Annotated in this window: 23 protein-coding genes and 1 riboswitch; of the genes, 1 reads left to right on the plus strand and 22 read right to left on the minus strand. The window is 64.0% G+C overall.

Going from position 1 to position 21,925, the window contains the following annotated elements; translation table 11 throughout:
* Positions 1–77: 77 nt before the first annotated feature.
* A complete protein-coding gene (locus tag GE073_RS22870) occupies positions 78–1,820 on the minus strand; it encodes a S8 family peptidase (RefSeq protein WP_052333247.1) in 1,743 nt (580 codons plus the stop codon).
* A 230-nt stretch (positions 1,821–2,050) separates the two neighbouring features.
* Complete coding sequence (locus GE073_RS22875; RefSeq protein ID WP_028598974.1) at positions 2,051–2,521, minus strand: Dps family protein; 471 nt, start codon at positions 2,519–2,521, stop codon at positions 2,051–2,053.
* A 221-nt stretch (positions 2,522–2,742) separates the two neighbouring features.
* Here GE073_RS22875 and GE073_RS22880 point away from each other — a divergent pair, with 221 nt between their 5' ends.
* The gene (locus tag GE073_RS22880) at positions 2,743–3,540 is read left to right on the plus strand and encodes a YheC/YheD family protein (protein ID WP_043111315.1); all 798 of its coding nucleotides are present in this window, start codon (positions 2,743–2,745) and stop codon (positions 3,538–3,540) included.
* An 87-nt stretch (positions 3,541–3,627) separates the two neighbouring features.
* Here GE073_RS22880 and GE073_RS22885 read toward each other — a convergent pair whose 3' ends face one another.
* From GE073_RS22885 to GE073_RS22980, 20 genes are all read right to left on the minus strand, one after another.
* Positions 3,628–4,422 (minus strand): tyrosine-protein phosphatase, encoded by a 795-nt coding sequence (locus GE073_RS22885; RefSeq protein WP_028598972.1) that lies wholly within the window; start codon positions 4,420–4,422, stop codon positions 3,628–3,630.
* Between the two features lie 299 nt (positions 4,423–4,721).
* Complete coding sequence (locus tag GE073_RS22890; RefSeq protein ID WP_028598971.1) at positions 4,722–5,117, minus strand: F0F1 ATP synthase subunit epsilon; 396 nt, start codon at positions 5,115–5,117, stop codon at positions 4,722–4,724.
* Between the two features lie 23 nt (positions 5,118–5,140).
* The gene (gene atpD, locus GE073_RS22895; RefSeq protein ID WP_028598970.1) at positions 5,141–6,559 is read right to left on the minus strand and encodes a F0F1 ATP synthase subunit beta; all 1,419 of its coding nucleotides are present in this window, start codon (positions 6,557–6,559) and stop codon (positions 5,141–5,143) included.
* 78 nt (positions 6,560–6,637) lie between these two features.
* Entirely contained in the window at positions 6,638–7,498 is an 861-nt protein-coding gene (atpG, locus tag GE073_RS22900) for an ATP synthase F1 subunit gamma (protein ID WP_028598969.1), read from the minus strand.
* 71 nt (positions 7,499–7,569) lie between these two features.
* Positions 7,570–9,084, minus strand: coding sequence for a F0F1 ATP synthase subunit alpha (gene atpA, locus GE073_RS22905; RefSeq protein WP_028598968.1), 1,515 nt, complete (start codon positions 9,082–9,084; stop codon positions 7,570–7,572).
* A gap of 15 nt (positions 9,085–9,099) precedes the next feature.
* Positions 9,100–9,648 (minus strand): F0F1 ATP synthase subunit delta, encoded by a 549-nt coding sequence (locus GE073_RS22910; protein ID WP_101807619.1) that lies wholly within the window; start codon positions 9,646–9,648, stop codon positions 9,100–9,102.
* Positions 9,645–10,127, minus strand: coding sequence for a F0F1 ATP synthase subunit B (gene atpF, locus GE073_RS22915; RefSeq protein WP_153784455.1), 483 nt, complete (start codon positions 10,125–10,127; stop codon positions 9,645–9,647). The genes GE073_RS22910 and atpF overlap by 4 nt, the downstream gene beginning before the upstream one ends.
* 103 nt (positions 10,128–10,230) lie before the next feature.
* Positions 10,231–10,443, minus strand: a complete 213-nt coding sequence (gene atpE / locus GE073_RS22920) for a F0F1 ATP synthase subunit C (protein ID WP_021880553.1) — start codon at positions 10,441–10,443, stop codon at positions 10,231–10,233.
* Between the two features lie 98 nt (positions 10,444–10,541).
* Positions 10,542–11,300 (minus strand): F0F1 ATP synthase subunit A, encoded by a 759-nt coding sequence (atpB, locus tag GE073_RS22925; RefSeq protein ID WP_153784456.1) that lies wholly within the window; start codon positions 11,298–11,300, stop codon positions 10,542–10,544.
* A gap of 10 nt (positions 11,301–11,310) precedes the next feature.
* Positions 11,311–11,691, minus strand: a complete 381-nt coding sequence (locus tag GE073_RS22930; RefSeq protein WP_028598964.1) for an ATP synthase subunit I — start codon at positions 11,689–11,691, stop codon at positions 11,311–11,313.
* Positions 11,684–11,905 carry an AtpZ/AtpI family protein gene (locus GE073_RS22935; protein WP_028598963.1) on the minus strand — a complete coding sequence of 74 codons (222 nt, stop codon included), beginning with the start codon at positions 11,903–11,905 and terminating at the stop codon, positions 11,684–11,686. The genes GE073_RS22930 and GE073_RS22935 overlap by 8 nt, the downstream gene beginning before the upstream one ends.
* Positions 11,906–12,091: 186 nt before the next feature.
* Positions 12,092–13,237: a non-hydrolyzing UDP-N-acetylglucosamine 2-epimerase gene (gene wecB / locus GE073_RS22940; RefSeq protein ID WP_153784457.1), complete on the minus strand. Its 1,146-nt coding sequence runs from the start codon at positions 13,235–13,237 to the stop codon at positions 12,092–12,094.
* Positions 13,238–13,260: 23 nt separating this feature from the next.
* Complete coding sequence (gene upp / locus GE073_RS22945; RefSeq protein WP_028598961.1) at positions 13,261–13,890, minus strand: uracil phosphoribosyltransferase; 630 nt, start codon at positions 13,888–13,890, stop codon at positions 13,261–13,263.
* 211 nt (positions 13,891–14,101) lie between these two features.
* Positions 14,102–15,349, minus strand: coding sequence for a serine hydroxymethyltransferase (gene glyA / locus GE073_RS22950; RefSeq protein ID WP_028598960.1), 1,248 nt, complete (start codon positions 15,347–15,349; stop codon positions 14,102–14,104).
* 42 nt (positions 15,350–15,391) lie between these two features.
* On the minus strand, positions 15,392–15,988 hold the full coding sequence (locus GE073_RS22955; protein WP_153784458.1) for a TIGR01440 family protein: 597 nt from the start codon (positions 15,986–15,988) through the stop codon (positions 15,392–15,394).
* Positions 15,989–16,109: 121 nt separating this feature from the next.
* Positions 16,110–16,191, minus strand: a riboswitch (ZMP/ZTP riboswitch).
* A gap of 203 nt (positions 16,192–16,394) precedes the next feature.
* The gene (locus GE073_RS22960) at positions 16,395–16,970 is read right to left on the minus strand and encodes a low molecular weight protein arginine phosphatase (RefSeq protein WP_153784459.1); all 576 of its coding nucleotides are present in this window, start codon (positions 16,968–16,970) and stop codon (positions 16,395–16,397) included.
* A gap of 33 nt (positions 16,971–17,003) precedes the next feature.
* Positions 17,004–17,573 carry a manganese efflux pump MntP gene (locus GE073_RS22965; RefSeq protein ID WP_101807616.1) on the minus strand — a complete coding sequence of 190 codons (570 nt, stop codon included), beginning with the start codon at positions 17,571–17,573 and terminating at the stop codon, positions 17,004–17,006.
* A gap of 760 nt (positions 17,574–18,333) precedes the next feature.
* Positions 18,334–19,560, minus strand: coding sequence for an L-threonylcarbamoyladenylate synthase (locus GE073_RS22970; protein WP_228551733.1), 1,227 nt, complete (start codon positions 19,558–19,560; stop codon positions 18,334–18,336).
* A gap of 223 nt (positions 19,561–19,783) precedes the next feature.
* Positions 19,784–20,560: a stage II sporulation protein R gene (gene spoIIR, locus GE073_RS22975; protein WP_084137269.1), complete on the minus strand. Its 777-nt coding sequence runs from the start codon at positions 20,558–20,560 to the stop codon at positions 19,784–19,786.
* A 136-nt stretch (positions 20,561–20,696) separates the two neighbouring features.
* Positions 20,697–21,788, minus strand: coding sequence for a N5-glutamine methyltransferase family protein (locus GE073_RS22980; protein WP_228551735.1), 1,092 nt, complete (start codon positions 21,786–21,788; stop codon positions 20,697–20,699).
* Positions 21,789–21,925: the final 137 nt, after the last annotated feature.

Below are 21,925 nucleotides of genomic sequence, written 5' to 3' on the forward strand. Positions count from 1 at the left end.
CTCCCTATAGTCATCGGCAGCAGGGCAGCCTTCCTGAAGCGCTTGGCCGGCTCCCCGCGCCTCCGCGCCCGGCGGGCTCAGCTCCGCTCGATCGACAGCGTGTAATAGCCTTCGGGCGGCGCATAGGGAAGCTCCGCGGCATCCCAGACGCGCACATAATAAGTGCCTGGAGAGACGCGGATCGAAGCGGAGGCCTCCGCGGCACCTTCCCCTGCCTCGTCGACCGCCGTCTCCGGCGATCCGGCGCGGCGGTAGGCGAAGGCCGGGTCCATCCGCATCGTGCCGGGCTCGAGCTGAAGGCGGAGCCTGCCCTCCTTTTGAACCTGGATCTTGTACCAGTCGGAGTCGCCCGTTTCGTGGAAGGTCGCCTTCACCGTCTGGCTGCGGTCCGGAAGCGCGGTCGCCTCCTCGGCGCTGCCGTTCGGCTCCCCGTCGTCCGGACGCATGGAAAATACGCTGCTCAGCAAATAAGGAGCCGCTTTTTCCATGCCGGCGCCTTGCAGCTGGATGCGCAGCCGGTTCGCTCCTTTCTTGACGCGCCAGACGAGCACGTTGTTGCTGGCGGCAAGTTTTTTTTCAACCGTGCCCCCGTCCTGCTCCAGCAGAACGTCGAGCGGCGCCGGAGCGGCGTCCGGAGAGAGAAGCTGCTGCAGCCGCAGCTTGACGCTGCCGTCATGCGGACAGTCGAGGACGTACCAGTCGCGATCCCCGCCCCCCGCCAGCTCCGCGGACAGCTGCTTGCCGAGCGGCAGCGCCGCCGCCAGCGCGCGGGTATCGTTCGGCTCATGCGGATCGGCCTTGTACTTGCCGCCAAGCGACTGGTCCATCCGCAGCAGTCCGTAGCCGGTCGCACGATCGAAGCCGGCCGGCAGCGTATCCTTCGTCGTCTGGCGCAGGAACGAGCGGATCTCGTAAGGCTTGAGCGCCGGGTATTTGCTCCACAGCAGGGCGGCCGCCGCGGCCGCCTGCGGAGCGGCCATGGACGTGCCTTCCTCGTAGCGGTACCCGCCGCCCAGCTGCGCCGTAAAGACGCGCCACGCCCCGGCGACGTCGATCTCGCTGCCGCGGCTCGAGCGCCTTTCCGGAGCTCCGTCCGCAGCGACGCCTCCGACAGCGAGCACGGTCGGGTAGGCGGCCGGATATTTGACCGTCGTCTTGCCGCCGAACCGCTGCATGTCGTTGCCGGCCGCCGCGACGAGCAGCACGCCCGTCCGCTCCGCGCGATTGACGATATCGGCCATATAGGGCGAAGAATGATACAGCCCGACGGACAGCACGACGATGCGAGCTCCTTTGTCCAGCGCCTTGCGGATGCCCTCGCCGAGCCCGCGCTCCTCCGCGTAGCCGTTCTCGTCGAGCGCCTTCACCGGCAGCAGCTTCGCTTGCGGCAGCAGCGCCGCTACGACGCCAGCCACGCTCGTGCCGTGGCCGTTGTCGTCTTGCGGCGGCTTGCCCGGCTGCAGCAGGTTGACGCCCGGCAGCAGGCGCCCTTTCAAGGCCGGATGCTGCAGATCGACGCCCGTATCGACGATCGCGACCGTCAGACCGCTCGACTGCTTCCTGGCGGACTGGACCTCAAGCGCTCCGATCTGACGAAGATAGGCCTGCTGCTCCTTTTGCGCGGCCGCTGCCGGACTTGCTCCCGCCGGTCCCGTCGCCGCCGCTTCCGCCGGGGATGCGCTCCGCGCGCTTAGCACCCGAACCGGTTCGTTCGGGTGCGCGGGCCCCGCGCCGAGCACGGACGTCAGGAAGACGGCGGACGCCACGGCGGCCAGCCGCTTGCGGCGAAGCGTCGCCGCGAGGATATGCCATCTATTCATGAGCCTCAAATCCTTTGCTCTGTATCTATCCTATGACGAAGCCGCGCTTCTATCCCTTCCGCCGGAAACCGGGAATTCCACTCTCTACTCATTCGCTTTCGCACAGCCGATTTCCTCTTCTCCGGTCGCTTTCCGCTCGCCCGCAGACAGCGGCAAGGCCCGGACGAAACGAAACAAGCCCCTGCGCGCGGGGGCGCAGGGGCTTCATCGTTCGGCTGCCGGGAAACGGATCAGCCGAGGAATTTCTCCAGCATCCAGCGATGCTTGTCGAGCTGCTCGACCATGCCCGTCAGAATGTCGGCCGTCGCGGCATCGTCTTCTTTTTCCGCCGCTTCCGCCGCCTCCTTCATCTCCGAGGCGATCGTCGCGAAGTCGTCGATGACGGCGCGCACCATCGCGTCCGCATCTTCTTTTTCCGTCGCTTCCTTGATCGCGGACTGCGACAGCATGCCCTTCATCGTCGAGACCGGCTTGCCGCCGATCGCGATCAGGCGCTCCGCCGCTTCGTCGAACATGAGCGTCACGGCGTTGTACAGCTCCTCGAATTTGACATGCAGCGTATAGAAGTTCGGTCCGGTCACGTTCCAGTGGAACGAGTGAAGCTTCATATAAAGGACGCCGAGCGTGGCGACTTGCTTGTTCAGCGCCTCCTGCGTCTTGACGTTTGCTTTTGCGGCGCGGCTTGCGGATGAAGTAGCCATTGTCGTTTTCCCCTTTCTCGCTTTGGCAATCAGGCTTGCTTGCGGAGAAGCATCTACGGTTTCTTTACCCTTGTCCGCGAACAAACAAACAGCGCGGCCCATCTCTTTCAGGTTGCGCTTGCGCGCGCTCCCTTATGCGGCCCGAGCCCTTTTTCTGTCATCGCGCCATTCGCACAATTCTCCCCCGCCCGCCCTTCATAAGGTAAGGGGAGGTGACCCGCATGCCATCCGTCAAGAAGTATGTCAAACGATATAAATCCCGCGCTCTCTGGGGCAAGCTGCGGGTCAGCCGCATGCTGAAAAAGGATCCGGCGACGGCTGGACTTGTTCCGGCCGCGAAGCCTTTCTCGCTCGAGCGGCTGACTCAAATGGCCTCCCGCTACGAAATGCTCTATATCAAGCCGAATATCGGCTCGCTCGGCATGGGCGTCCATCGCCTGCGCCGCACCGCGTCCGGAGACTACGAGCTCGCCTCCGTCCTGTCGCGCAAGCAGACCACGCGCAGCTTTCGCACGATCGACGCCGTCTATCGGCATCTGAAGCGGCGGAAGTCGGGCAAGAAGCTGCTCATCCAGCGCGGCATACCGCTCGATCAAGTCGAAGGCAGGCCCTATGATCTGCGCGCGATGGTGCAGCGACGGCCGAAAGGCCCCTGGACCTGCACCGCCTTCACGGCCAAGATCGCCTCTCCTTCGAAGATCGTGACGAATGTCCATCAAGGCGCGAAGCTCGTCATGCTGTCCAGCCTGTGGGAGATGCAAGGACTGCCGGCCTCCGCCGCCAGGGCCAACACCGACCTGATCGAGCGCAAGGCGCTCGCGGTCAGCCGCTCGCTGTCTCGCCGCTACAAGGGCATGCATGAAATGGGCATCGACTTCGCCATCGACCGCAGCAAGAAGCTGTGGGTGCTCGAGGTCAATACGAACCATCCCCAGTTCAGACCGGTGAAAAAGCTCGACCGGGCCGCCTACAATCGAATGGCGAGCTTCGCCCGCAGCTATGGCCGCTACGACGACTAGCCGTTTCGGCTGCGACCGGCGGCATTCTTGACCGTGCTTGCTCGCGGCCGGCCCCGTTTTCCTGCTTCCTCTTCTATTGCCCCAGCCCTAGCTTCTGCGTCCGAACCAGCCCTTCAGCAGCCCTTTGCCGGCTGCTGCTTTTGTTTCGGCGAGCATGTCGCCGGAAGGCGCCAGCTCCTCTCCCGCGAGCAAGGCCCGGGCATTCCCTTCGAAATAAAGCCGCGCCGGCCTCCCGAGCCTGGTCTCCAGCAGCGAGTACGCATCGGCGAGCTTGAACCCGCGCCGGCGGGCATGATGGGCATCGGACGAGACGAGGTGGATCAGTCCGTTCCGCACGAGCGACCACGCGCCTTTTTCGAACGTCTTGCCGTAAAGGCCCAGAAGGGAATGCGTCGTCACCTGCGTCCATGCTCCGAGCGCGATCAGCTCCTCCAGCTTGCGCGGCTCGCGCAGCGCCTCGAGGTTCCGCTCGGGATGGGCGATGACCGGACGGATGCCGAGCAGCGTCAGCTCGTAGACGAGCTCGAGCATCTCGGCAGGCATCTCCTCGGCCGGCATCTCCAGCAGCAGATAAGGCGTGCCTGCCAGCGTCAGCAGCTCGCCTGCCTCCAAGTGGTCGAGCAGCTCGCCGTGGACGCGAATCTCCTGTCCGGGATGCAGGCGCAAAGGCAGCCCATGCGCCTCTAAAACCGCCTGGGACTCTTGCAGGAGCTCCTTCACGCGGGAGGCTGGATTCCAGTAGACGCCGTTGGCATGATGAGGGGTCGCGATCACGTCGGTAATGCCTTCCTCCACTGCGGCCTCCGCCAGCTCCAGCAAATGCTCCCGGTGACGCGCACCGTCATCGATGCCGGGCAGGATGTGCGTATGGATGTCGATCATCGGTTCATGCCCCTCTTTCCCATGAATTGGCTCCCTATTCATTCAACCCTAGACGATCGTCATCCTGCCTAGGCTTCATTTTTCGAAATTCGATTTCTATTCACAGGATATTCACAGGGTTATCCTCAATAAAAGGAGGGATGCGAACAACTTATCCACATATCCACTCGTTATTCACATTCCACTCCCATTCCATCCCCATGACCATTCGTTTATCCCCAGATTCCGTTCGATCGACGGCATGAAAAAAAAGCCCGGTCTCCTTGAACGGAGACTGGGCTTTAAATCGATCCGGAGCATCAGCCGCGCAGGCTGATCCGGTTCATCGCACGCTGCAAAGCCATTTCGGCGCGGCGGAAATCCACCTCGTCCTTGCGGCCGCGGAGACGATCCTCGGCGCGCTTTTTGGCCAGCTGGGCACGGTCGAGGTCGATCTCATCCGGAAGCTCGGCGCTTTCGGCGAGAATGACGACCTTTTCATGACGGATTTCGGCGAAGCCGCCGCTGACGGCGATCTTCTCCTCTTTGCCGCCGATCTTCGCCACGACGGCGGCGATCTTCAGCGGGGTTACCGTCGGGACGTGATGAGGCAGGATGCCCATCTCGCCCTCGACGCCGCGAAGAATGACCATATTGACGTCCTTGGCATAGACCGTCCGCTCAGGCGTTACAATTTCAAGCAGTAAGGTGCTCATACGATCCCTCCATCCGCCGAGGATTAAACCTCTTGAGCGAGTTTCTTCGCCTTGGCAACGGCGTCTTCGATCGTTCCGACGTTGTGGAAGGCCGGCTCAGGAAGATCGTCATGCTTGCCTTCAAGAATTTCCTTGAAGCCGCGAACCGTATCCTGAATCCGTACCGAGAGGCCCGGAATGCCGTTGAACGCCGCGGCAACGTGAAGCGGCTGCGACAGGAACAATTGGACGCGACGGGCGCGAAGGACGACGAGCTTGTCTTCCTCGGAGAGCTCGTCCATGCCGAGGATGGCGATGATGTCGAGCAGCTCTTTGTAGCGCTGAAGAAGCTTCTTCACGCTTTGAGCCACTTGATAGTGCTCTTCGCCGACGATTTCCGGCGTCAGGACGCGCGAGGACGAAGCCAGCGGGTCGACGGCCGGGAAGATGCCCATGGCGGCGATGTTGCGCTCCAGGTTGGTCGTCGAGTCCAAGTGGGCGAACGCCGTCGCAGGAGCCGGGTCGGTGTAGTCATCGGCAGGCACGTAGATCGCCTGGATCGACGTGACGGAGCCGTTTTTGGTCGAAGTGATGCGCTCTTGAAGCTGGCCCATCTCCGTCGCCAGCGTCGGCTGGTAGCCTACCGCGGACGGCATGCGGCCGAGCAGGGCGGATACTTCGGAGCCCGCTTGCGTGAAGCGGAAGATGTTGTCGACGAACAGAAGCACGTCGCGGTTCTCTTGATCGCGGAAGTACTCCGCCATCGTCAGGCCTGTCAGGGCTACGCGCAGACGCGCGCCTGGAGGCTCATTCATCTGGCCGAATACCATCGCCGTCTTTTCAATGACGCCGGAGTCGCTCATCTCGTGGTACAGGTCATTGCCTTCACGAGTACGCTCGCCGACGCCGGCGAAGACGGAGATGCCGCCGTGCTCGGATGCGATGTTGTGGATAAGCTCCTGCATCGTAACGGTCTTGCCGACGCCCGCGCCGCCGAACAGGCCGACTTTGCCGCCTTTGGCGTACGGAGCCATCAGGTCGATGACCTTGATGCCGGTTTCCAGAATTTCCTGCTGGGTGGAGAGCTCTTCGAATGCCGGTGCCTGACGGTGGATCGGCAGCGCTACGCTACGGTCCACATCGCCGTTGCCGTCGATCGGATCGCCGACGACGCTGAAGACGCGGCCGAGCGTGGCCGGTCCAACCGGAACCGTGATCGGAGCTCCGGTATCGATGGCAGCCGTTCCGCGCACGAGGCCGTCCGTGGAGGACATGGCGACACAGCGGACCGTGTTGTTCCCGAGGTGGGTGGCCACTTCGAGAGTCAGCTTCACGTCCTGCTCGGAAGCGCTCTGAGCTTTTTGTTCAATCTTAATGGCGTTCAAGATTTCAGGCAGATGGCCGTTGTCGAACTCAACGTCGACGACCGGCCCCAGTACCTGGACAACGCGACCGTTGCTCATGGGGGTCCCTCCTGTAGTAAAGATAGTTGCATGTCTATGCGGCGAGCAGGCCGCAGCCTGCTCCAAATCGGCTGTTTCTTATTGCTGGGCGCTGGCGCCGCCGACAATCTCGGCGATCTCTTGGGTGATCGCGGCCTGACGGGCGCGGTTGTAGGAGAGCGTAAGCTCGCCGATGAGCTTCGTCGCGTTTTTCGTCGCGTTGCCCATTGCCGTCATCCGGGCGCCGAACTCGCTCGCCTTGCCTTCGAGGATCGCGCTGTACACGACCGTCTCGGCATATTTCGGCAGCAGGACGCTGAGCACGGACTCCGCGTCCGGCTCGTATTCGTACTGCGCCGCAGCGCCGGTGAACTCGTCGGAGCTCAGCGGAAGCAGCTTCTTCATCGTCGGAACCTGGGAGATGGCATTGAGGAAACGGTTGTAGACGATATAGACCTCGTCGTAGCGTCCATCCTCGAAGCCCTGCACCGCTTTGTAAGCGACCGGCTTGATGTCCCCATATTTCGGAGAGTCCGAGATGCCCGTCACTTCCTCGGCGATGTTGATGCCCCGGCGATTCAGATAGGCGCTGCCTTTGCGGCCGACGACGAGAACTTCGTACTCGTCCTTGGACCGGTGCTTGTCGGCGATCGTGCCCATCAGCTTGCGCAGTACGTTGATGTTGTAGCCGCCCGCGAGACCGCGGTCCGACGTGATGATCAGGTAAGCGGTGCGCTTCACTTCGCGAGTCTGCAGCATAGGATGCCGGATGCTGCCTGCGCCAGCGGCGATGCTGGAGACGACTTCACGGATCTTGTCGGTGTATGGACGAGCCGATAATGCCGCCTCCTGCGCGCGGCGAAGCTTCGCCGCAGCGACCATTTCCATCGCTTTGGTGATCTGCTTCATATTCTGCTTGCTCTTGAGCGAGCGCTTGATCTCCCGCATGCCTTTTGCCATTGGTAGTCACCACCTTACTTATCGGTCCATGTCCGAGCCCGGACATGGACCGGCATCATCGTTCCTAGCTATTAGACCGAGCGGGAGAAGCCTTTCTTGAACTCCTGGATGGACGCTGCAAGAGCCTTCTCGTTGTCGGGGTTGAGGTCTTTCGTATCGCGGATGGACGCCAGGATTTCCGGCTTGTTGGCATCCATGAAGCTGAGCAGCTCGCCTTCGAAGCGGCGGACGTCCTGAACCGGAATGTCGTCCACGAGGCCGCGCGTGACCGTGTACAGCGACACGACCTGGCGCTCCAGAGGCATAGGCTGGTTGATGCCTTGCTTCAGGATTTCCAGTGTGCGTTCGCCGCGGTCCAGACGGGATTTCGTGACTTTGTCCAGATCGGAGCCGAATTGGGCGAATGCCGCCAGCTCGCGGTACTGGGCGAGGTCAAGCTTGAGCGTGCCGGCAACCTTTTTCATCGCCTTGGTCTGGGCGGAGGAGCCTACGCGGGATACCGAGTTGCCGACGTTGACCGCCGGACGCTGGCCGGAGTAGAACAGGTCCGACTCCAGGAAGATCTGGCCGTCCGTGATGGAGATGACGTTTGTCGGGATATAGGCGGAGATGTCGCCCGCTTGGGTCTCGATGAACGGCAGCGCCGTCAGGGAACCGCCGCCGAGCTCGTCGTTCAGCTTGGCCGCGCGCTCCAGCAGGCGGGAGTGCAGGTAGAAGACGTCGCCCGGGTAAGCCTCGCGGCCCGGCGGACGGCGGAGCAGCAGGGACAGCTCGCGGTAAGCGGCGGCTTGCTTGGACAGGTCATCGTAGATGACGAGGACATGCTTGCCGTTGTACATGAAGTACTCGCCCATGGAGCAGCCCGTGTACGGAGCGATGTAGAGCATCGGGGACGGCTCGGATGCGCTCGCCGTAACGACGATCGTGTAGTCCAGCGCGCCTTGGCGGCGGAGGGACTCGACGACCGTACGGACGGTCGATTGCTTTTGGCCGATAGCCACGTAGATGCAGATGACGCCGTTTCCTTTTTGGTTGACGATCGTATCGATCGCGATTTGCGTTTTGCCCGTTTGGCGGTCGCCGATGATGAGCTCGCGCTGGCCGCGTCCGATCGGGATCATCGCGTCGATCGCCTTGATGCCGGTCTGCATCGGCTCAAAGACGGACTTACGAGCCATGACGCCAGGAGCCGGCGATTCGACCGGACGAGTCGCCGTCGTAGCGATCGGTCCGTTGCCGTCGAGCGGCTGGCCCAGCGCGTTGACGACGCGGCCCAGAAGCGCTTCGCCTACCGGCACTTCCATGATGCGGCCGGTACGCTTTACCGTGTCGCCTTCGCGGATGTCCGTGTAAGGTCCGAGGATGACGACGCCGACGTTGCTTTCCTCGAGGTTGAGTGCCATGCCCACGACGCCGTTCGCGAACTCGAGAAGTTCGCCCGCCATCGCGTTTTCCAGGCCGTGGACGCGCGCAATGCCGTCGCCGACTTGAATGACCGTGCCGACTTCCTCTACTTGGATGTCGGATTTATATTGTTCGATCTGCTGCTTGATCAGCGTGCTGATTTCATCAGGTCTGATGCTCAACTTCTTCACCCCTGTCTACAGTGCTTGGGAATTCATTTGCTTGCTCAGCCGCTCCAGCTTGCCGGAGAGAGAGCCATCGTAAATCTTGTCGCCGATGCGCACCTTCACGCCGCCGATCAGGGATGGATCTACGACCTGCTCGCCGATGATCCGGCTGCCCGACAGGGAGCTGAACTGCTGAACGACTTTGGAAAGCTCAACCGCCGACAGCGGGAGGGCCGTATAGATCGTCGCGCGCGATTCGCCGGATGCCTTGTCCGCGATCCGGCTGTAGGCCGCATACACCTCGCCGATGGCCGCGTAGCGGCCGCGCTCGATGAGCAGCGTGACGATATTCAGAACAATAGAGGACACGCGGTCCCCGATCGCTTTTTTGACGAGCTCCGTTTTCTCGGAGGCTTCGATGCCCGGAGTGCCGAGGAAGCGCAGCACGTCCGCGTCGCCGTTCAGCGCCTCGGAGACAAGCTGCAGCTGCTGGCGCACCTCGGAAACGATCCCTTGAGTGCCCGCGACTTCGTACAGCGCCTGCGCATATCTTTTCGCGATGACGTTGTCGCGGCTCATTTGCTGCTGACTTCTTTCAGATAGCGATCAACGATCTGCTCTTGCGATTTCTCGTCGATCTGCTTCTCCACGATCTTGGAAGCGATCGCGACGGAGATGCTGCCTACTTCGCTGCGCAGGGAAGCGATGGCCTTGTTCTTCTCGCTCTCGATGTCGCGCACGGCCTCTTCCTTGAGGCGGGCCGCTTCGGCACGGGCGGTGTCGACGATGCCGTCGGCCTGCTTCGTGCTGGTGATGCGGGCTTTCTCGATGATCTCGTTCGCTTCCTGGCGGGCTTGCGCCAGCGCTTGCTTCTGCGCTTCCATTTCGGCGGAAGCTTCCTTGCGGCTGTTCTCCGCAGCGTTCATCTGCTCAAGCACCATCTGGCGGCGCTGCTCCATGATGGAGAACAACGGGCCGAAGGCATACTTGTTCAGCAGGAAGTACAGAATGCCGAAAGCCAAGATCGCTAGCACGGTAGACTCCCAATAAAAATGCATGACCGCTCTCCTTTCACATGCCGTTCAACACTTAATGAAAACGATGGCGTGGAGGGCACTGGCCTTCCCCGCCATACGAATGGTTCGCTTGGGTAGCGATGGATTAGCTGAAGAACGCGAGGAAGCCGATAACGACGCCGATGATCGGCACGACCTCGACGATACCTACACCGATGAACATCGTCGTTTGCAGCTTGCTTGCTGCTTCCGGCTGGCGGGAGATGCCTTCTACCGTTTTGCTGACGATCAGACCGTTACCTACGCCTGCGCCTACTGCGCCCAGACCAACTGCGATAGCTGCTGCCAATACTTCCATTGTTTGAAATCCTCCTCTGAATTGGGTAATGAGTGGAATATGTCTAACACCGAACGTACGGGCGGAATGCCTCGCGTCCAGCACGAACTGCTGCGGATCTAGTGCGCGCCGTCATCGTCATGGATGGCGGCTTGCGAGATGTACACCATGGTGAGGATCGTGAACAGGAACGCCTGGATGGCGCCTACGAAAATACTGAAGCCCTGCCAAACGGCCATAAACGGAATCCCGATCCAGCCGAGCATGAGGATGGTGGCGATCAGCACCTCGCCCGCGAAGATGTTGGCGAAAAGACGGAGAGCCAGCGTGACCGGCTTCGCGATCGTCTCGATGATGTTCAGCGGGAAGAAAATCGGGTAAGGCTTAAAGTAGTGCTGGAAGTAATGCTTCGTGTTCTGCTTGATGCCCAGAAGATGGACGAGAACGAACACGATGAGCGCCAGCCCCGCCGTCACGGACAGGTCCGCGGTCGGCGACTTCCACCATGCGATGTGCGCATGTCCGTCATGGGAGGCCAGGAAAGCGGCGTCCACGCCGAACATCGGCCGATCGATCTCCGTCACGATGCCGAACGGAAGGCCCAGCAGGTTAGAGATGAAGATGAAAAGAATCAGGGTCAAGCCCAAGCTCAGAAATGGACGTACCCGATTCAGCGGCATCGCGCTCGCGACGGTGGAGTGGACGAAATCAACGGCCCATTCCATGAAGTTCTGCGCTTTCGAAGGATTGGCCACGGATAGATTCCGAGTCATCACCTTGACGAGGACGAACGTCGCGATCGCGGAGACGAGAATCGCGATGACGGCCGAAAGATCGATGTTGAGGCCGTTCCATTTCAAAATGGGAAATTCATGCATACCTTATATTTCACCCCTTTCCACTGCGTGGTCGGCCAAGCTTGAAGAAAGCGCATACCAGTATGACAAAAGGCACCGCAAAACATGAAGCCAGTGTAGCGGGGAGACTGATGTCCTCGGGATAGCGGTAGGCGATCATGACGGCGAGCAGCACCATCGCGAGCCTGCCGGCCATGCCCGTTCCGGCACGGCGGGGTTTGTCCCCTTGAGCCATGACACCGATCCAGTCCACGCGCCTGCGCAGGAGAAAGGCGTTGAACGATCCTGCTGCGATGCCAAGCATGCATCCGGCCGCCGCCGCGCGCCAATCGGGAACGATGCCCCAGATCAGCAGACTGATGGCGAAGAGCAGCACGACGACGGACCTGGTCATCTTGAGCACTTCATTCATTGCTGTCCTCCAAAACCTTTCTTACAATGAAGACGACCGAAACGATGCCTGCCGCAAGCCCCGTCAAAACCCCCGCGATGATCCATCCCGGAGTTCCTCCGAATCTTGCTCCAAGCCAGTAGCCGATCAGCGTGCAGATCGCCACGTCGATTCCGAGAGCGCCGACAAGCGCAAGCGCCTTCAGCGGGTCCTCTCCCTTGCCCTTTTTGGTCATGAGTGTCCCCCATCAACCTTCATCATTTTATCCAAGCCGCCGAAGGTTTGTCAATTTTGATAATAGCAAACTTTCCGTGAACTTGGGATAAAAAACGTTGATTTGACGGGATTTGGCGAACTTCCAAACCATACAGTAGAACTGTATGCTAGGCTGTTGTTGGACTTGACCGCCGCCTCGCAAAAACTATGAACGTTGTGTGAACGTATCGGGCCGCTCGCCCCTGCCAAAATGATGCAGGATCGCGCGCACGATCCGCTCCGACGCCGCCCCGTCTCCGTACGGATTGGCGGCCTGGCTCATGCGCTCGTACGTTCCCCTGTCGGTCAGCAGCGCTCTCGTCCGATCGTAGACGCGGCTCTCGTCCGTGCCGACCAGCTCCAGCGTGCCGGCCTCGATCCCTTCGGGACGCTCCGTCGTATCGCGCAGCACGAGCGTCGGCACGCCGAAGCTCGGCGCCTCCTCCTGCATGCCGCCGGAATCCGTGAGGATCATGTACGCGTGAGGATAGAAATTATGGAATTCAAATACGTCAAGCGGCTCGATCAGGCGGATGCGCTCATGATCGCCGAGAATTTCCTGCGCGGGCTCGCGCACGGCCGGATTCGGATGCACGGCGTAGACGATCGCGATGTCGTCGAACTCGTCAGCGATGCGCTTCACCGCCCGGAAGATGCTGCGATGCGGCTCTCCAAGCGACTCGCGGCGATGCGCGGTCATGAGGATCAGACGCTTGCCGGCCGCCCATTCCAGCATCGGATGGGTAAAGGCAGGGTCGACCGTATACTGGAAGACGTCCGTCGCCGTGTTGCCCGTGACGTAGATCGACGCCTCGGACTTGTTCTCCTTGCGGAGATTGCCTGCGGACCACTCCGTCGGCGCGAAATGCACGTCCGACAGCACGCCGGCCAGCTGACGGTTCATCTCCTCCGGATACGGAGACATCTTGTTCCAGGTGCGAAGCCCCGCTTCGACATGGCCGACCTGGATCTGCTGCAGGAACGACGCATAGCTGGCCAGGAACGTCGTCTGCGTATCGCCGTGGACCAGCACGATATCCGGCTGCGACTCGCGCAGCACCGGCTCGAGTCCTTCGAGCACGCGGACTGTCGTCTCCGTCAGCGTCTGGCGGTCCTTCATCACGTTGAGGTCGTAGTCGGGCTCGATGCGGAACAGCTCCAGCACCTGGTCAAGCATCTGGCGATGCTGCGCGGTGACGCATACGATCGACTCGATCTGCTCGGGATGCTTCTGAAGCTCCAGCACGAGCGGCGCCATCTTGACGGCCTCGGGACGCGTCCCGAATATGGTCATCACTTTCAGCTTGTCCAACTTATACCTCTCCCATCAGAAAATTATTTCGTGCCGAACATCCGGTCTCCGGCATCTCCGAGCCCCGGGATGATGTAGCCCAGCTCATTGAGCCTCTCGTCGACGGCGGCGGCGTAGATGTCCACGTCGGGATGAGCCTCCTGGACGGCGCGCACGCCTTCCGGCGAGGCGATCAGCACCATCAGCTTGATCTGCGTGCAGCCGCGCTTCTTGAGCGAGCCGATCGCCGCGTTGGCCGAGCCCCCCGTAGCGAGCATCGGGTCGACGACGATGAGCAGCCGTTCCGTGGCGTCGGTCGGAAGGTTCATATAATATTCGGTCGGCTGGAGCGTCTCATGGTCGCGCGACAATCCGATATGCCCCACCTTGGCGGCAGGAATCAGCTTGAGGATGCCGTCGACCATGCCGAGGCCTGCGCGCAGGATCGGCACGATGCCGAGCATGCGGCCGGACAGCACCTTGGACTGGGCCGTCGCGACCGGCGTCTCGACCGTGATCGTATCGAGCGGCATGTCCCTCGTAATCTCGTACGCCATCAATGTGGCGACCTCGTCGACAAGCTCTCGGAAGTCTTTTGTCTTGGTGTCCTTGTCGCGGATGAACGTCAGCTTGTGCTGAATGAGTGGATGGTCACAGACGACCAGATTGCTCATGGGGGTTGCCCTCCTGGTATTCGCTTGAATTTGCTTGTCCCCGGCGTCCCGGGGCATAATCCCAACTATTATAGCATTCCCAGCAGGGCGGCGCATCAAGCATCGTCACGAACCGGCAAAAAGGAGCGGGGCCGTCCGCATGCCGAAGCAGCCCCTCCTCCCTCCCGCTGGATCGGGAAGGAAAAGGGGCTTGCGGCGGAGCGGATCCGCTTTAGTATTGGATGCTCGGATAGAGCGGGAAGCGCGCGGTCAGATCGCGCACGAGGCCGCGCGCTTTGTCCAGCGCCGCCTCGTCCTGCGGGCTGCGCAGCGTCAGGTCGATGACCTCGGCGATCGTGCGCATGGCGTCGGCGTCCATGCCGCGCGTCGTCGCCGCCGGCGTGCCGATGCGGATGCCGCTCGTGACGAACGGGCTCGTCGGATCGAACGGAATGGCGTTTTTGTTGACGGTGATGCCGACGGAGTCGAGCACATGCTCGGCTTCCTTGCCGGTGATGTTCAAGCCGCGCGTATCAAGCAGCATGAGATGGTTGTCCGTGCCGCCGGACACGATGTTGTGGCCGCGGGCGATCAGCTCCTCGGACAGCACCTTGGCGTTGGAGATGACGTTCTGCGCGTACGTCTTGAACTCCGGCTGCAGCGCCTCGCCGAGAGCGACGGCCTTGGCCGCGATGATGTGCATGAGCGGTCCGCCCTGGGAGCCCGGGAAGACGGCCTTGTCGATCGCCGCCGCCCATGCCTTGGTCGTCAGGATGAGGCCGCCGCGCGGTCCGCGCAGCGTCTTGTGCGTCGTCGTCGTGACGAAGTGCGCGTGCGGCACCGGGCTCGGATGCAGGCCCGCCGCCACGAGGCCGGCGATGTGGGCCATGTCGACGAAGAACAGCGCGCCGACGTCCTTGGCGATCTGGCCGATCTTCTCGAAGTCGATGATGCGCGGGTAGGCGCTGGCGCCGGCGACGATCATGCGCGGACGATGCTTGAAGGCGGCCTTGCGCAGGTCGTCGTAGTTGATCGTGAAGCTGTCTTCCTGGACGCCGTAGGCGACGAAGTTGTAGTAGAGGCCGGAGGCGTTGACCGGGCTGCCGTGGGTCAGATGGCCGCCGTGGGCGAGGTTCATGCCGAGCACGGTGTCGCCAGGCTTGAGGGCGGCAAGGTAGACGGCCATGTTGGCCTGCGCGCCGGAGTGCGGCTGCACGTTGGCATGCTCCGCGCCGAACAGCTCCTTCGCGCGATCGCGCGCGATGTCCTCGACGATGTCGACATGCTCGCAGCCGCCGTAGTAGCGCTTGCCCGGGTAGCCTTCGGCGTACTTGTTGGTGAGCACGGTGCCCATCGCCTCGAGCACCGCCTCGCTGACGATGTTCTCGGATGCGATCAGCTCGATGTTGTCGCGCTGGCGCTTCAGCTCCAGTCCCATTGCCTTGAGCACTTCAGGGTCTTGCTTGCGGAGTTGGTCCATGATCGATAAGTCCTCCCTATGGTAAATGATGATTGCTTCCCTCTAGTCGCAGCTGCCCGTCTCCGTCCCGGCGTCCGGCGGCAGCTCGTAGACCGCGCGCGGGCCGCCGATGAGCCTCGGCCGCGCGTACGCCATCGTCACGCGAGCCTCGCCGATCGTCCGTACGGAAGGACGGACCGGCACGGCGACGCGCTTCAGATGCATCCCGATCAGCGTCTCGCCGATGTCGATGCCCGCCTGCGCCTGCACCGATTCGACCAGGCAGGCATCCGCCAGCCGGCGGAACGCGTGGGCGGCCATCGAGCCGCCCGCGCCGGGCACCGGCACGGCGTTCACCGGCTCCAGGCCGAACCGCTCGGCGGCGGACCGTTCCACCACGAGCGCCCGATTGAGATGCTCGCAGCACTGGAACGCCGGCACGAAGCCGAGATTGGCTCGAGCTCTCTCCATGCCCGCGAAAATGGCCCGGGCCGCCTCGCCGCTGCCGGAGGTGCCGATGCGGCGGCCGAGCACCTCGCTCGTGCTGACGCCGAAAACGAGCAGCTGTCCCGGCAGCAGCCGGCCGCCGGCCGCCAGCTCGCGGATCAGCGTCTCGACGCCGGAGGCGATCGCCTCCGGCGATGCTGCATTCCTGTCCATGATGCTATCCCTCCTGACCGTGGATGCCGTTCGTGTCCTATTATACCGAAACGGGCTCCCTTTAGACGAGAGGTCTGAAAAAACGAAAAGAGAGCTCTGCGCGCGAAAAAATCGCGCACACGCTCTCTGCCCAGGCGACCGGCCGTATGTTCCGATGCTCCATCGTGGTTGGACCCACTTCGTCGCCAGTCACATCGGAAACCGTTGTTGCTTGCCCTCATCATAGCCTATCGGAAAGCGGACTGTCAATGCTCGCGAGCGGCCGCGAAGCGGCCTTTCGGAGCTCCGGACGGAGCCGGCGACGCGAGGCTCCGCGAGCAGCCGGCAGCGGCTCGGGCGGGCTCGTTCCAAGCCCGCTCGCGGGACAGCCGGGGGAAGCTTCGAGCCGGGAGAGGGCCGCCCAGGCTCAGTCCCGCCGCTCCTCGCTCAGCCGGCGCAGGACGGCGCGCACGGCCTGCCGGATTTCCGCCGCGCAGGCCTCGTACTCCTCCAGCGGGCCGCCGAACGGATCGGCGATGTCGCCGCGGACCGTCCGCTCCAGCTCCGCGATGCGCCGCTCCAGCTCCGGCTCCGGCGGCCTGCCGAGCGAGCGCTCCAGCTCGCGCTCCCCATACAGCCGGTCCAGCTCCGCCAAACGATCGCCGGCGGCGTACTCCAGCAGCGTATGCAGCTTGTCCGCCGCTTGCGGGAAGGCTTGCAGCAGCGTCCGGCGATGCGAGCCGGTCATCGCGAGGATGAGGTCTGCCCAGCGGACCAGCTCTCCGCTCACCGGGGAAGACGAGCCTTCGTGCTGGATGCCGGCACGGCGCAGCGCCTCCCGCGCATGGCGCGACACCGACATGCCCGCGGAGGCCGCCACGCCGGCTGAGCGCACCTCGAGCTCGATGCCTGTGCCTGCGGCTTCGGCGCGAAGCAGCGCTTCGGCCATCGGCGAGCGGCAGGTATTGCCTGTGCACACGAACAAGATGCGAACCGGTTTCATCGGATTCACCCCTCCTTTTGCCCCGGCCCCCCCCTAGAGCAGGAAGAGAATGCCGAAGGTCATTAAGATGGCGCCGCCCGCAGCCTCTCCATAGCTGCCGAGGCTGCGGCCGATGCGCCGACCGGCCAGCAGGCCGAGCACGGACATCAGTCCGCCGGCGAGGCCGAACAGCAATATCGTCAGCAGCGCGTCGGCGGCGAACATGCCGAGCGAGATGCCGACGGAGAACGAATCCACGCTCACGCTGAGCGCGAACAGCAGCAGGCCGCCCGTCGTGCGGTGGTCGGCGAAGGAGGGACCGAGCTCCTCCCCGCCGCGCAGCGATACGAACAGCATATGCCCCCCCAGCAGAAGGAGCAGCAGCCCGGCGACCAGCGTCGCGACATGGCCGAGCAGCAGGCTCATGTATTGTCCCGCCGCGATGCCGACGAGCGGCATGAGGACGTGGAACAGTCCGATGACCGCGCTCAGCTTGAGGATGTCCAGCAGGCGGATGCCCCGCATGCCGATGCCGACTCCGAGCGAGAACGCGTCCATTCCGAGCGCGAGCGCCATGATCAGGAGCGTGAGCAGCTGTCCTTCGTGCAGAGTAGCTTCCAACATGGTCTCGATCTCCCCTTGTCCGATGGCTTGTTCTATCCAGCCTATGCGGACAAGGGAACGGAATATGATTGGCTTGGCCTGCGTTCGCGTAGAGGCGGTGGCGCAGGGGCGGTGGCGTAGGGGCGTGTTGCTGAGGAGTTACGCCGCTATGTAGACGAGTGCCGGAGGACTTACGCAAACGCCGCTATGTAGACGTGTGCCGGAGGACTTACGCAAACGCCGCTCCGCGGACGGATCCTCTTTCCGATTCCGCTGAAGCCCAGGTTCCTTTGATCTTCCTTTCCAATATGGAAGGAACCCGGCCTTCAAGGGAACCGCTGGCGCTTCTCCAAGAGGATTCCGTCCCCTCCGCTCCTGCTCGCCTTCCGCTGGCTGCGCGACGTCAGTCGATATGCTCGACCCTGCCACCCTCAGCCCTTCTCCGCCTCCGGCTGGCTGCGGGACGTCAGTCGATATGCTCGACTCTGCCCCCCGCAGCCTTTCTTCGCCTCCGGCTGGCTGCGGGACGTCAGTCGATGTGCTCGACCCTGCCCCCCGCAGCCCTTCTCCGCCTCCGGCTGGCTGCGGGACGTCAGTCGATATGCTCGACCCTGCCCCCCGCAGCCTTTCTTCGCCTCCGGCTGGCTGCGGGACGTCAGTCGATATGCTCGACCCTGCCCCCCGCAGCCTTTCTTCGCCTCCGGCTGGCTGCGGGACGTCAGTCGATATGCTCGACCCTGCCCCCCGCAGCCTTTCTTCGCCTCCGGCTGGCTGCGGGACGTCAGTCGATATGCTCGACTCTGCCCCCCGCAGCCTTAGATAATCGATTCATCAGCGCGAGGCCGATGCCGTCCGTCGGGCAGCCCTCTGCCCAGATGACCTCCGCGCCTCGCTCGTCGAACTCGCGCAGCACGGCGTACAGCGACTGCGCCGCCGTCTCCGGCGCCGCCAGCGAGCCGCAGGCGAGCACGATGTCGGCCCGATAGGCCGCCGCCGTCTCCTCGTAAGCGAGGATGCCGACGCGCCGCCCCCGGCCGCGAGCCTCGTCGGCCGCAGCCTGGACGGCCGCGCGCACCCGCTCGCGATCGCCGGCGATCAGCCGCATCTCGCCGCGCGGAGCGTAGTGCGCGTACTTCATGCCGGGCGAACGCGGGGCGGCGGCAGGCGCGGCCGCTGCGGAGGCCGGAGCGGTCGGCGGCGCCTCGGCAAGCTTTGCGGCAGCATCCCTGGCAAGCGCGCCTTCTCCAGAAGCGCCGCCAGGGCTTGAGCCCATCCCTTCCTCAAACGCTTGCGCCGGATCGGCGTGCCCGCCCGCGCCGTCCGCCTCCAGCAGCACCTTGAAGCCCGCGGCCCGCAGCTGCTCCGGCGTCACTCCGCCCGGCCGCAAGATGCGGACCGAGTCCGGACCGGCGCATTCGACGACGGTCGACTCCAAGCCGACGCCCGTCGGCCCGCCGTCCACGATGCCGGCGATGCGGCCGCCGAGGTCTTCCTGCACATGCTGCGCGGCCGTCGGGCTCGGACGCCCCGAGCGGTTCGCGCTCGGGGCCGCTACCGGACAGCCGGCCGCGCGGATGAGCCGCAGCGCCACCTCATGGTCCGGCATGCGCACGGCGACCGTATCCAGCCCTGCGGTCACGCGCGGAGATACGGCGCCGGGCACGGCGCGCAGGACGAGCGTGAGCGGTCCCGGCCAAAACCGCTCCGCCAGCCGGCGCTCCGCCTCGCCGAGCGGCCGGACGAGCCCGCGCAGCTGCTCCATCCCGGCGATATGCACGATGAGCGGATTGTCGGACGGACGCCCCTTGGCCCGGAACACCTGCTCGACCGCCTCGGTGCTGCGCGCGTCGGCTCCCAGCCCGTATACCGTCTCGGTCGGAAAGGCGACCGTCTCCCCGGCAGCCAGCAGCGCGGCCGCCTCGTTCAGCTCGGCCTCCGTCAGCGCCCCGCCCTCCGCAGAGGGCCAGCGCTTCGTCGGCCGGTTCGTTTCGTGAAGCTTGTCAGACATGCGATCATCCCATCCATCCGCTGCATTTTGCATGGTACCAGTATACCCTTCATCGCCGGCTCCGTCCAAGCTCGCCCCTGCAGCGGCGAGGGCCGCGGCAAGCGAAAACCAAGGCAGCGCTTCGCGATCCGCAGCGGAAAAACGACGATCGGCCGACGCTGCGCTCGGAACCGGAACCGAAAAGGCCGGACTCCGCGACCGCGGCGCCCGACCTCATTTTCCTTTAGGCGAACAAGCCGCGCAGGAAGGCGAACAGAGACTCCAGCAGCTCCCATACGAAAAACTTCGCTTGCGGAGCCTCGCCCGGCTCCGCCGGGGCCGCTGCCGTCGTCTTGGCTCCATCCTGTACGGATGCGCTCGCCTGCACGGCACCGCCCTTGGCGGCGGCCGCTTCCGCCTTCGGCACGGCCTCGCCGGAGTCCGAGTCGACAAAGCAGAGCGGCGGGAACAGCACGCACCACCAGTTCTGACCGTCGCCTGCGCCGAGCGTAATCCGCAGCGCTTCATAGTCCCCGGCGGGATACACCTTTTCCCCGTAGATCTTGGTCGGGAATTCCGCAAGGCCGAGCTCGGCCTTGAAGCCATAGTCGAAGCCGCGCGCCTGCAGCTTGCGGGCTACGACCGCTTCGATGTCGCCCATGCGGGCCTGGAGCGCCGCGCGGGCTTGCTCGATCGTCTGCGGGCCGGCGGCCCAGCCGTTCATCTCGGCGACGACCGCGTCGCGGACAGCGCGCTTGACGGCCTGGTCGACCGCCGAATCCGAATTCGCGAGGATGCGGAGGCGGATCGCCTCGTTCGGAATTCCGCCCGGCGCGATCGCCGCGTTTTCCCGCACGGACTCCCAGCTCATGAGCAGCACGGCCAGGCTGACGAGCAGGTACAGGTGAGAGAGGCGGAACGGGAAGCGGTACGCGTGCGGCGCAGCGGCATAAGGGCGGCGGACGGAAGAATAGGAAGAAGTGCGGGATACGGAAGAATAGGAAAGGGATGATCCAAGCATGACACAAGCTCCTCTCGGGCACCCGTCGGCACCGCCGCTTGCGTTCCGGAACGCTTTCTACCTTCAGTATGTCCGCCCGCGATTCTTTTAAACTAGCAGATTGAAAAAGAGATTCGAGTCCGGCCCGGCTCCCAGGCTAGCGGGTGCGCGCCGCCACGACATGGCGCTCGATGCCGCCGTAGTCGGTCACGATCCGGATGTCGTCCCACCAGCCGAACGCCCCCAGCAGGCCGGCGACTTGCCGGGACTGGCCGATGCCGAGCTCGAAGGCGACGATGCGCGGAAGAGACGCCATGCCGCGCAGCTGCTCCGCCATCCGGCGGTACGGGTCCAGCCCGTCCGCTCCGCCGTCCAGCGCGAGGCGCGGCTCGTAGTCCCGCACCTCCGGCTGCAGCCCGGCCAGGTCCGCAGCCGGAATATAGGGCGGGTTGGACACGAGGATGTCGACCGCCAGCCCCTCGAACGGCGAGCCGCTGCCCGGGAGGACAGGGGCGAGCAGATCGCCTTCCGCGAAGCCTCGCGCCGGGGCTCCGAGCCTCTCTGCATTGGCGCGGGCGACAGCCAGCGCCGCCGCCGACAGGTCGGAGGCGTACACCTGCCAGCCCGGACGCTCGGACGCCAGCGTCAGCGCGATCGCGCCGCTGCCGGTGCCGACGTCCAGCGCGATCGGCCCGGCGGGCGGCACGGCGCGGGCCGCGCCATGAGCGGCGCTCCCCGCCTCGCCGCCAGTCCCGGCCGCAGCGCCGTTTTGCCCCGAAGCCGGCGGATGCTCCGCCGCACGGGCAGAGCCCTTCGCCTCCGGCCACAGCCGGTCGGCCGCCTGCAGCACCGCCTCGACGAGCAGCTCCGTCTCCGGCCGCGGGATGAGCACGGCCGACGACACGGCGAACGCCCGCCCGTAGAACCACTGCTCGCCGGCGATATACTGCGCCGGCTCCCCTCGGCCCTTGCGCCGGATCGCGTCGGTCCACGCCGCTTCCCGGTCCGCCGGGAAAGGCTCGCGCGCCCCGAGCATCAGCTCGGTCCGGCTGCGGCCGAGCACATGCTGCAGCAGCAGCGAGACATTGTCCTCCGGCTCGTCCACGCCGCGCTCCGCCAAATAGCCCGCCGCATGGCGCTTCGCCTCGGCGATCGTCGCTGCCGCAGGCAGCCGGTATTCCCTGGCTGACTCCATCTCCTCCCGAAGCGCAGCGCCCTCCGCTGCGTCCTTCAGCTCCCGATGCTCCATGCCCGCCGCCCCTTTCCGTTTCCCTTGTCCTTTAGAATTCGACTCCGGCTCCGTTCCGCCCGAACGCTCGAGCGAGGAGTCCTGATCGCAAAAAAGCCCCTCCCGGACGGGAGAAGCTTTTTGCTTCGCTTGCGCGC

Origin of the sequence: Paenibacillus sp. B01 (assembly GCF_009649995.1) — a bacterium.
Lineage (GTDB): Bacteria > Bacillota > Bacilli > Paenibacillales > Paenibacillaceae > Paenibacillus_O > Paenibacillus_O pasadenensis.

Bases quoted from the DNA above. Each gene is read 5' to 3' on its own strand.
- atpE (WP_021880553.1), bottom strand. From the start codon at position 10,443: ATGGAAGTATTGGCAGCAGCTATCGCAGTTGGTCTGGGCGCAGTAGGC.
- GE073_RS22930 (WP_028598964.1), bottom strand. From the start codon at position 11,691: ATGAATGAAGTGCTCAAGATGACCAGGTCCGTCGTCGTGCTGCTCTTC.
- GE073_RS22910 (WP_101807619.1), bottom strand. From the start codon at position 9,648: ATGAGCCGCGACAACGTCATCGCGAAAAGATATGCGCAGGCGCTGTAC.
- GE073_RS22880 (WP_043111315.1), top strand. From the start codon at position 2,743: ATGCCATCCGTCAAGAAGTATGTCAAACGATATAAATCCCGCGCTCTC.
- GE073_RS22970 (WP_228551733.1), bottom strand. From the start codon at position 19,560: ATGTCTGACAAGCTTCACGAAACGAACCGGCCGACGAAGCGCTGGCCC.
- spoIIR (WP_084137269.1), bottom strand. From the start codon at position 20,560: ATGCTTGGATCATCCCTTTCCTATTCTTCCGTATCCCGCACTTCTTCC.
- GE073_RS22890 (WP_028598971.1), bottom strand. From the start codon at position 5,117: ATGAGCACCTTACTGCTTGAAATTGTAACGCCTGAGCGGACGGTCTAT.
- glyA (WP_028598960.1), bottom strand. From the start codon at position 15,349: ATGGACCAACTCCGCAAGCAAGACCCTGAAGTGCTCAAGGCAATGGGA.
- GE073_RS22955 (WP_153784458.1), bottom strand. From the start codon at position 15,988: ATGGACAGGAATGCAGCATCGCCGGAGGCGATCGCCTCCGGCGTCGAG.
- GE073_RS22870 (WP_052333247.1), bottom strand. From the start codon at position 1,820: ATGAATAGATGGCATATCCTCGCGGCGACGCTTCGCCGCAAGCGGCTG.
- GE073_RS22935 (WP_028598963.1), bottom strand. From the start codon at position 11,905: ATGACCAAAAAGGGCAAGGGAGAGGACCCGCTGAAGGCGCTTGCGCTT.
- GE073_RS22980 (WP_228551735.1), bottom strand. From the start codon at position 21,788: ATGGAGCATCGGGAGCTGAAGGACGCAGCGGAGGGCGCTGCGCTTCGG.
- GE073_RS22965 (WP_101807616.1), bottom strand. From the start codon at position 17,573: ATGTTGGAAGCTACTCTGCACGAAGGACAGCTGCTCACGCTCCTGATC.
- atpD (WP_028598970.1), bottom strand. From the start codon at position 6,559: ATGAGCAACGGTCGCGTTGTCCAGGTACTGGGGCCGGTCGTCGACGTT.
- atpF (WP_153784455.1), bottom strand. From the start codon at position 10,127: ATGCATTTTTATTGGGAGTCTACCGTGCTAGCGATCTTGGCTTTCGGC.
- GE073_RS22875 (WP_028598974.1), bottom strand. From the start codon at position 2,521: ATGGCTACTTCATCCGCAAGCCGCGCCGCAAAAGCAAACGTCAAGACG.
- upp (WP_028598961.1), bottom strand. From the start codon at position 13,890: ATGAGCAATCTGGTCGTCTGTGACCATCCACTCATTCAGCACAAGCTG.
- atpB (WP_153784456.1), bottom strand. From the start codon at position 11,300: ATGCATGAATTTCCCATTTTGAAATGGAACGGCCTCAACATCGATCTT.
- GE073_RS22960 (WP_153784459.1), bottom strand. From the start codon at position 16,970: ATGAAACCGGTTCGCATCTTGTTCGTGTGCACAGGCAATACCTGCCGC.
- atpG (WP_028598969.1), bottom strand. From the start codon at position 7,498: ATGGCAAAAGGCATGCGGGAGATCAAGCGCTCGCTCAAGAGCAAGCAG.
- GE073_RS22885 (WP_028598972.1), bottom strand. From the start codon at position 4,422: ATGATCGACATCCATACGCACATCCTGCCCGGCATCGATGACGGTGCG.